Here is a 7,348-nt window from a genome sequence, read left to right on the forward strand (position 1 = left end):
CGGGCGCGGGCGGGACGGGGACTCCGGCGGCCAGCAGCCGCGCGTGCGTCCGGCGCTTGTCGAACATCACCGCGATCTCTTCGACGTCGCCAAGGAGCCGGGCGCCCGCGCGGGACGCCGACGCGTCGATCCGCTTCAACGCCGCCGTGAACGTCCGGTACCAGGTGGCGCCGCCGCCCACGCGCGCCGGGTGGCCCGGCCCGCGCAAGAGCGCATCTGCCTCTGGGTCTTCTCCCGGGGAGTCGATACGGAGCAGGTCACCGGGGCGGAGGGGGATTTCCGCTCCGCGCAGCACGTCGGTCCAGGGGACGAGGCGCGGCTCGGGCAGCCCGGACGAACGGCACGCCGCGGCGAGCAGCGCGGGCCGCCGATCGCCCGGCGTGCCGATCACGACGAACGTCATTCCCGAACCGCGGTGGACAGGGCGCTGGAAGGCCACTCGTCGTCCGCCGCCGTCCGCTCCGGCTCGTCAGCGAGGATGAGCACGGGCGGGGAGGCGGACGTGGAGGGACGGTCGTCAACGCTCATTCGGACACCGCGATGTAGCGCCAGTCGTCAGTCGGCTTCTCCTGACCGTCCAGGTTCACCTCGACACCGGGAAGCGCGGCCCGCACCCGTTCGACCATGGCGTCGGACAGGAAGTGGTGGTGCAGATCGAGCTTGCGCAGGTGCGTGAGCGGCTGCCCGGAAAGCAGCGCCTCCGCGCCCTGGTCGGTCAGGATGCCCATCGCCAGGCTCAGCGACTCCAGCCGCGCCACGATCGGCGCGCCCGCGACCACCGCCGCGACGTCGTCCTGGATCTGGCTGTCCTCCAGGCCGAGGTGGCGGAGCGCGGGCAGCCGGACGCCGCCGAGGATCGGGCCGAGGTCGGCGATCGTCGCGTCGCCGCCGTAGTTGTCCTCGCCGAGCCACAGGTCGAGGTGCTCCAGGTTCGGCAGTTCGCTCGCGCCCACGGCCTGGACGATCCGCGCCGGCAGCCCGCCGGACTCGAACCGCAGCACCTTCAGCGCCTCGCTCTCGATCGGGGCGAGGACGAGGCCCTGCGCGCCGCGGATCTCGAACCGCTCCAGCCCGGGGAACGCCTCGAACAGCGGCGTGATGTCGCCGTGCTCGATCCAGGAGATCTCCGACTCCTCGCCGGTGATGTCGCCGAGGAACAGCGCCTTCAGGTTCGGGAAGGACGCGGCGGCACCGGTCAGCAGGGCAACCGGGTCGGCGACGTTGTCGTCGTAGGACGCGCCCCAGTAGCCGATGATGAGCGCCGTGATCTGCGTCGTGTCGATCGCTTGCAGGAAGCGCGCGAAGATGTCCGCGAAGGGCTCCTCGTCGAACCACTTGCCGACGTACCAGGCGGCCTCCGCGGCGGGCGGGAACTCCTCCTCTTCCGCGTCGGTCTCGTAGTTGAACGAGAACACCGGCAGCCCGGCGTACCCTTCATGATGCTGATAAACGCCCATGGGTCCCCTTCATGTATTCGTCGGATCCATGTCCTATCAGCAGGGGCGGACAGAGCGCGGCGCTTCAGCCGTCCTCGCCCTCGAACTCACCATTCGGGAACGCGTCCGCGACGTACACGCCGGCGCCGGGCACTGCGTCCTCCCGGTCGTCGTCCTCGCCGGGTTTCGGGGCGGCGCCGAGCAGGCCGCGGGTCAGCGACTGCGCCGGGTCGAACATCTCCGTCAGCGCCGTCCCGAAGTGCGCGTCCGTGAGCGCGTCCAGCGGGTCCGGCGAGTCCCCGGCACGGAGCGCGACCAGGACGGCGCGCCGGACCAGCTCCTTGATGAACGAAGCCGTCACGCCCTCGGTCCGTGCGGCGACCGCGTCCAGATCGGCGGCGAGGCGGAGTTCGCGCGCGTACAGCCGCAGCAGGTCGATCCGCCCCTCGGCGTCGGGACGAGGGATCTCCACGGCCAGGTCGATGCGGCCGGGCCGTTCGGAAAGGGCGCGCTCCAGCGACTCGACCCGGTTGGTGGTGAGGACGAACACGACGTCGGCGTCGCCCGCGACACCGTCCATGGCGTCCAGCAGCGTGAACAGCAGCGGTCCCGCGGAGCTTTCGACCAGGTCGCGGTCTTCGGCGACCAGGTCCACGTCCTCCACGATGACGACGGCGGGCTGGAGGCTCCGTGCCAGCGCCACGGCGTCGTCGAGGAACTTCATGGCGGGACCGGTGAGCTGGATGATGGTGTACCCGAGAAGCCGTCCCATGAGGTAGCGGACTGTGTGCGTCTTGCCGGTGCCAGGCGGGCCGTGCAGCAGCAGCCCGCGCTTGAGGTGCTGCCCCGCGGCGAGGAGTTGCTCGGCGTGCTCGGCGATCCCGACCACATGCGCCTCGATCGCCTCCAGCCTCCCGTCCGGCAGCACGACGTCGGACGCGGCGAGGTGAGGCCGGGGCAGGAAGGCGACCAGTGCGTTCTGCTGGTACTCACTGCCACTGAAGGTCAGCACTTGGCCGCGCATCACCTCGTGCTCCAGCCGGAGCCGGTCCAGTTCGTCGCGGACGGCGGCGGCGGTCGCCCGGTCGCGCGCGAAGACGTTCAGGACGCACAGCGCCTCGTACGACTCGCGCGTGAGCACACCGACCACGACCGGTGACCCGTCCGGGGCCGCCGTGGCGACGAGGCCGAGCTGGACGACCTCCATCGTCTCCTGCGGGCCGACGGCTGCGGTGCCGTACTCGGGACGGCCGAGCGAGTACGTCCCCTGCATCAGCGCCTCGGCGAGCAGGGTGCTGAGGTTGTCGTGGTGCCGTTCGGCCCCGGCGACGCCGAACCACTCGGCGCCGGGGGTGCGCGCGGCCAGATAGGCGTCGATCCCGCGCTGCAGGCCGGCGTTCTCCCAGATCTTGTACTCCTGGCCGACCATCACCAGGTCGTGGAACGGGACGCCGACGTGCCCGGCGATCCGCGCGATGAGCGGCGACTCGGCGTTGTCCAGGGTGATCCGGTTGCCCGCGGCGCGCAGCAGGCGCTGGAGCCCGGCGGCGAGGGCGCGCGCGGAGTCGAGGTCGAGGCTCCCGTCCATGGGGTCGGCGCTCGGCGCGGGGCACTGTCCGGGCCCTGGTCCCGCGCTGAGTCCGGGGCCCGGGCCCGGTCCGGAGCCTGGGCCGGGGCTCGGTCCTTGGCTCGGGTCTTGACTGGATCCGGGGCCGGTCGCGGCATCGGTCACAGGTTTCCCCCCGTTTCGTCCGGCCGCCCGGATGTCAGCCTAAGCACCACCGGCACGCGTCCGCGACCGCTTTACGCGCGCACGCGTCCGGCGGAAGCGCCTTGCTCGGCGCGCGCGCGAGCCCCGGGCGGCCGGTGTGTCCGGCCGCCCGGGGCTCGTCGCCAGGTGCGCCGGGTCAGGACGCGATGAGCACGGAGCCCTTGTACTTGTCCTGGACGAACTTCTTCACCTCGGGGCCGCGGAGCAGCTGGACGAGCTTCCGCACGCGGGGGTCGTCCGCGTTCCCGGGAAGGGTCACGACGCCGTTGGCGTACGGATTACCCTCGGCCTTCTCGGCGGCGAGGGCGTCCTTGTTCGGCGCCAGGCCCGCCTCGATGGCGTAGTTGCCGTTGATCACCGACAGGTCCACGTCCTCCAGCGAGCGGGGCAGCTGCGCGGCCTTCAGCGGCTTGAACTTCAGACCCTTGGGGTTGGTCGCGATGTCCTTCTCCGTCGCGCTCGTCGGCGCGCCGGGCTTCAGCGTGAGCAGGCCGTTGTCGGCGAGCAGCTTCAGCGAGCGGCCCTGGTTCGCCGGGTCGTTCGGCACCGCGACGCTCGCGCCCTGCGGGACGGACTGCAGGGTCTTGACCTTCTTGGAGTAGACGCCGAGCGGCTCCAGATGGACGGGCGCGACGAACGTCAGCTTGGTCCCGGACTTCTTCTCGAACTCCTGCATGAACGGCACGTGCTGGAAGTAGTTGGCCGTGACCTGCTTCTCCTTCAGCACGGTGTTGGGCTGCTGGTAGTCGTCGAAGGTGACGATGTCCAGCTTGAGCCCCGCCTTGGAGGCCAAACTGTCCTTGACGTACTTCAGGATGTCTCCGTGAGGGACGGGATTGACCGCGACCTTCAGCGGCGCGTCCGCGTCATTGGACGCCTCGGACGAGCCGCACGCGGTCAGGCCCGCGAGGAGTCCGACGGAGGCCAGCGCGATGGTGAGTTTGCGGAGCACGAGGAGTGCCTTTCTCTATCCGGTCTCAAACCGGTCTTTGATCCGGCTTGCGGTTGCGGTCACTTGTGGGTCAGGCGGCGGGCGACGAGGTCCCCCACCGCCTGGATGATCAGAACGAGGACCACGAGAAGGACGACCGTGGCGACCATGACCTTGGTCTCGAAGCGCTCGTAGCCGTAGATGATGGCGAGGTTGCCGAGGCCGCCGCCGCCGACCGTCCCGGCCATGGCGGTGTAGCCGACCAGCGCGATGACGGTGACGGTCAGCCCGGACACAAGGCCCGGCCGCGCCTCGCGCAGCATCACCTTGCCGACGATCTCGCGGCGGGTGGCGCCCATGGCCTGCGCCGCGGCGATCACGCCGGGGTCGACCTCGCGCAGCGCGATCTCGACGAGCCGCGCGTAGAACGGGATGGCGCCGACCGTGAGCGGGACGATCGCGGCCGCGTTGCCGATGCTGGTGCCCACGACCACCCGGGTGAACGGGATGATCGCGACCATCAGGATCAGGAACGGCAGCGACCGTCCGATGTTGACGACGACGCCAAGGACCTTGTTGACCGGCGGCGCGGGAAGCAGACCGCCGCGCTCGGTGATGACCAGCAGCACGCCGAACAGCAGGCCGAGCACAGCGGTGAACAGCGTCGCGACGCCGGTCATGTAGAGCGTCTCGCGTGTGGCGGGCCACAGCAGCGGGGTGACCTCGTCCCAGGTCATCGCACGTCCTCCTCAGCGCTCGCGGATGCGGCGGTCGGCTCGGACGCGGGGGTCGGCGCGGGCGCGGGGGTCTTGATCTCGACGGCCAGGCCGGAGTCGCGCAGGAACGCCAGCTGGGCGGCGTTGGCCAAGGGATCGCCGGGCAGTTCCAGCTGGAGCCGTCCGACGCGCTGGCCGCCGATCGTCTCGACGGCGCCGCCGAGGATGTTGACGTCGAGCGAGTACTTGCGGGCCAGCGCAGACACGAACGGCTGGTCCGTGGCGCCGCCCACGAAGGTGACCTCGATGACGGTCGAGCCGTCCCGCGGCACGACGGGCGGCAGCGGGAACAGGCCCCGCGCCAGCTCGGAGCCGGGACGGGCGAGCAGCTCGGTCACCGGGCCGGACTCGGTGAACCGGCCCTCGCGCATCACGGCGGCCGAGTCGCAGATCCGCTTGACCACGTCCATCTCGTGGGTGATCAGCAGGACGGTGAGGCCGAGCCGCCGGTTGAGGTCGCGCAGCAGCTCCAGGATCGAGGCGGTGGTCTCGGGGTCGAGGGCGGACGTCGCCTCGTCCGACAGCAGGACTTTCGGCCGTCCGGCGAGGGCGCGGGCGATGCCGACGCGCTGCTTCTGCCCGCCGGAGATCTGCGCGGGGTAGGCCCTGGCGTGCTCGGTGAGCCCCACCAGGTCCAGCAGCTCGGCCACGCGCGCGGACCGCTCGGCCCGCGGCACGCCCATGACCTCCAGCGGGAACGCGACGTTGCCGGCGACCGTGCGGCTGCCCAGCAGGCCGAAGTGCTGGTGGATCATGCCGATGCCCTGGCGGGCCCGGCGCAGCGCGGCGCCGTCCAGTGCGAGCAGGTCGCGTCCGTCGATCACCACGCGTCCCGCGTCGGGGCGCTCCAGCAGGTTGACGCAGCGCAGGAGGGTGCTCTTGCCGGCGCCGCTGCGTCCGAGCACGCCGAAGATCTCACCCTCGGGGACGGTCAGGTCGACGCCGTCGACGGCGGTCACCTCGCGCCCGCGGGCGCGGTAGATCTTTCGGAGTTTTTCGATCTGAATCACAGAGAATCATCCGTGCGTGCGGGCGCCGCCACGGATCGCGGCGGGGCGGTGGTGGTCGGGACGGGACAGGACCGGTGCGGCCTGGGCCAGCCGACCTCGTGCGGCCGGTTATCCCCAGAATCCGGTTCTACCAACCCGCACGGGGCGGGGGGTTGACCATGGTGGTAGCAGGTCCGCCCCCGGGCGGGAGGGGCATGCTTTTCTCAACAACACGACATGGGCAGGGCACGACATGGTCAGACGCGTCAACGCGGCAGGTCAGGCTCGTCCCGGCGGATACGGGGCGTTGCTCAGCAGGTGGCGTTGGAAGTCCATGCGCGACTCGGGTCTCGGAGTTCGCTCGCTTCGGGGCGCGAGGCTCAGGCGGGGGCCCTCAGCGGTCACACATTCGCCGGCAGCACATGCGCCCTGCCCGCTGGGTCAGCGAGCGGTGCGCGAGGCATGAGCGTGCGGCGGTCATGTCAACAGTTAACCGGCTGTCGACAGATGACGCAAATCGCACCATGAGGGGCGTCGGCCCGCCTTGAGGTACGAATCAGTCGTCGCGCGTGTCCACGTAGACGGAGCCGGATCCGCTCCGCACGGAGATCTCCTGCTTCGAGCCGTTGTCGTTCAGCGCCCGGTTCACGTGCGTCTGGCCGTTGCCGGTCTCGTCGCTGATGCGGTAGTGGGAGCCCTGCGGGACGATCAGCTTGACCGTCCCCGAGTTGGCCGTCGCCTCCACGAAATCCGGCGGGCGGACGTAGCGGAGGTCGAGCACGCCGGACGACACCTGGGCCCGGGTCGTGGGCGCGGCCAGCCCGGTCGCGTCGACCGTGCCCGATCCGGCCCGCGCCCGCAGGTTGCCTCGCGTGTCGGCGATCCGGATCTCCCCGGCACCCGTCCGCAGGTCGAGATCGCCGGACAGTCCCCGGACGCTGATCTCCCCCGAACCGGACACGGCGGTCAGGCGCACGCCCGGCGGCACCTGCACGTCGATGTCACCGCCGCACTCCAGGCCGTTGTAGAGGTTCGCCGGGTCGGAACACCGGAACGTGACGTACAGCACGTCGCCCACCAGCCTCTTGTCCACGGTCGGCTTGCTGAGCGCCCACTTCAGCTTCTGGTAGACCCGCGCCTGCCCCTCGGGCCCCGGCCCGACCGACACCCGGGCATCGCCCATGTCGAGCTGGACCTTCGTGATCGCATGCGGGAAGGAGACCGAGGCCGTCGCGGTCTGCTGGATCGCCCGTCCCCACAACTGGAGGCAGACGGGCACCACCATCACGACGGCGGTCGCGATCGCCAGAAAGATCCACACCCCGCGCCGCCGAGGCCGAGCCCGCGCCCCTCCCTCCTCCGCGCCCGTCGTCCGGTCCGCAGAACGGCCCGCTGGGTGGGCCGGCGGCTGGTCCTGGTGGGCGGGTGCCGGGTGAGTGTCGGGG

Annotated in this window: 7 protein-coding genes and 1 pseudogene; all 8 read right to left on the reverse strand. The window is 71.1% G+C overall.

The features are described 5' to 3' along the window. Positions 1-403 (reverse strand): annotated as a pseudogene (locus tag E1298_RS41475) (STM4014 family protein); the annotation flags it as partial. Continuing rightward, positions 400-528: a hypothetical protein gene (locus E1298_RS51415; protein WP_279499605.1), complete on the reverse strand. Its 129-nt coding sequence runs from the start codon at positions 526-528 to the stop codon at positions 400-402. The pseudogene E1298_RS41475 and the gene E1298_RS51415, both read right to left, overlap by 4 nt. Continuing rightward, complete coding sequence (locus E1298_RS41480; RefSeq protein ID WP_131902867.1) at positions 525-1,457, reverse strand: STM4015 family protein; 933 nt, start codon at positions 1,455-1,457, stop codon at positions 525-527. The genes E1298_RS51415 and E1298_RS41480 overlap by 4 nt, the downstream gene beginning before the upstream one ends. 64 nt (positions 1,458-1,521) lie before the next feature. Next, positions 1,522-3,024 (reverse strand): ATP-binding protein, encoded by a 1,503-nt coding sequence (locus E1298_RS41485; protein ID WP_131902868.1) that lies wholly within the window; start codon positions 3,022-3,024, stop codon positions 1,522-1,524. Between the two features lie 319 nt (positions 3,025-3,343). Beyond that, a complete protein-coding gene (locus tag E1298_RS41490; protein WP_131902869.1) occupies positions 3,344-4,159 on the reverse strand; it encodes a MetQ/NlpA family ABC transporter substrate-binding protein in 816 nt (271 codons plus the stop codon). Between the two features lie 59 nt (positions 4,160-4,218). Then, positions 4,219-4,875, reverse strand: a complete 657-nt coding sequence (locus E1298_RS41495) for a methionine ABC transporter permease (RefSeq protein ID WP_131902870.1) — start codon at positions 4,873-4,875, stop codon at positions 4,219-4,221. Beyond that, positions 4,872-5,924 (reverse strand): methionine ABC transporter ATP-binding protein, encoded by a 1,053-nt coding sequence (locus tag E1298_RS41500; protein ID WP_131902871.1) that lies wholly within the window; start codon positions 5,922-5,924, stop codon positions 4,872-4,874. Before E1298_RS41500 ends, E1298_RS41495 begins: the two co-directional genes overlap by 4 nt. Positions 5,925-6,459: 535 nt before the next feature. Then, a partial coding sequence (locus E1298_RS41505) for a DUF4097 family beta strand repeat-containing protein (RefSeq protein ID WP_207945156.1) occupies positions 6,460-7,348 on the reverse strand: 889 nt, incomplete at its 5' end.

This window comes from Actinomadura rubrisoli (genome assembly GCF_004349215.1).
Classification (GTDB): domain Bacteria; phylum Actinomycetota; class Actinomycetes; order Streptosporangiales; family Streptosporangiaceae; genus Spirillospora; species Spirillospora rubrisoli.

Excerpts from the sequence above, each read along its gene's own strand:
- E1298_RS51415 (WP_279499605.1), bottom strand. The coding sequence starts at position 528 with ATGAGCGTTGACGACCGTCCCTCCACGTCCGCCTCCCCGCCCGTGCTC.
- E1298_RS41480 (WP_131902867.1), bottom strand. The coding sequence starts at position 1,457 with ATGGGCGTTTATCAGCATCATGAAGGGTACGCCGGGCTGCCGGTGTTC.
- E1298_RS41485 (WP_131902868.1), bottom strand. The coding sequence starts at position 3,024 with ATGGACGGGAGCCTCGACCTCGACTCCGCGCGCGCCCTCGCCGCCGGG.
- E1298_RS41495 (WP_131902870.1), bottom strand. The coding sequence starts at position 4,875 with ATGACCTGGGACGAGGTCACCCCGCTGCTGTGGCCCGCCACACGCGAG.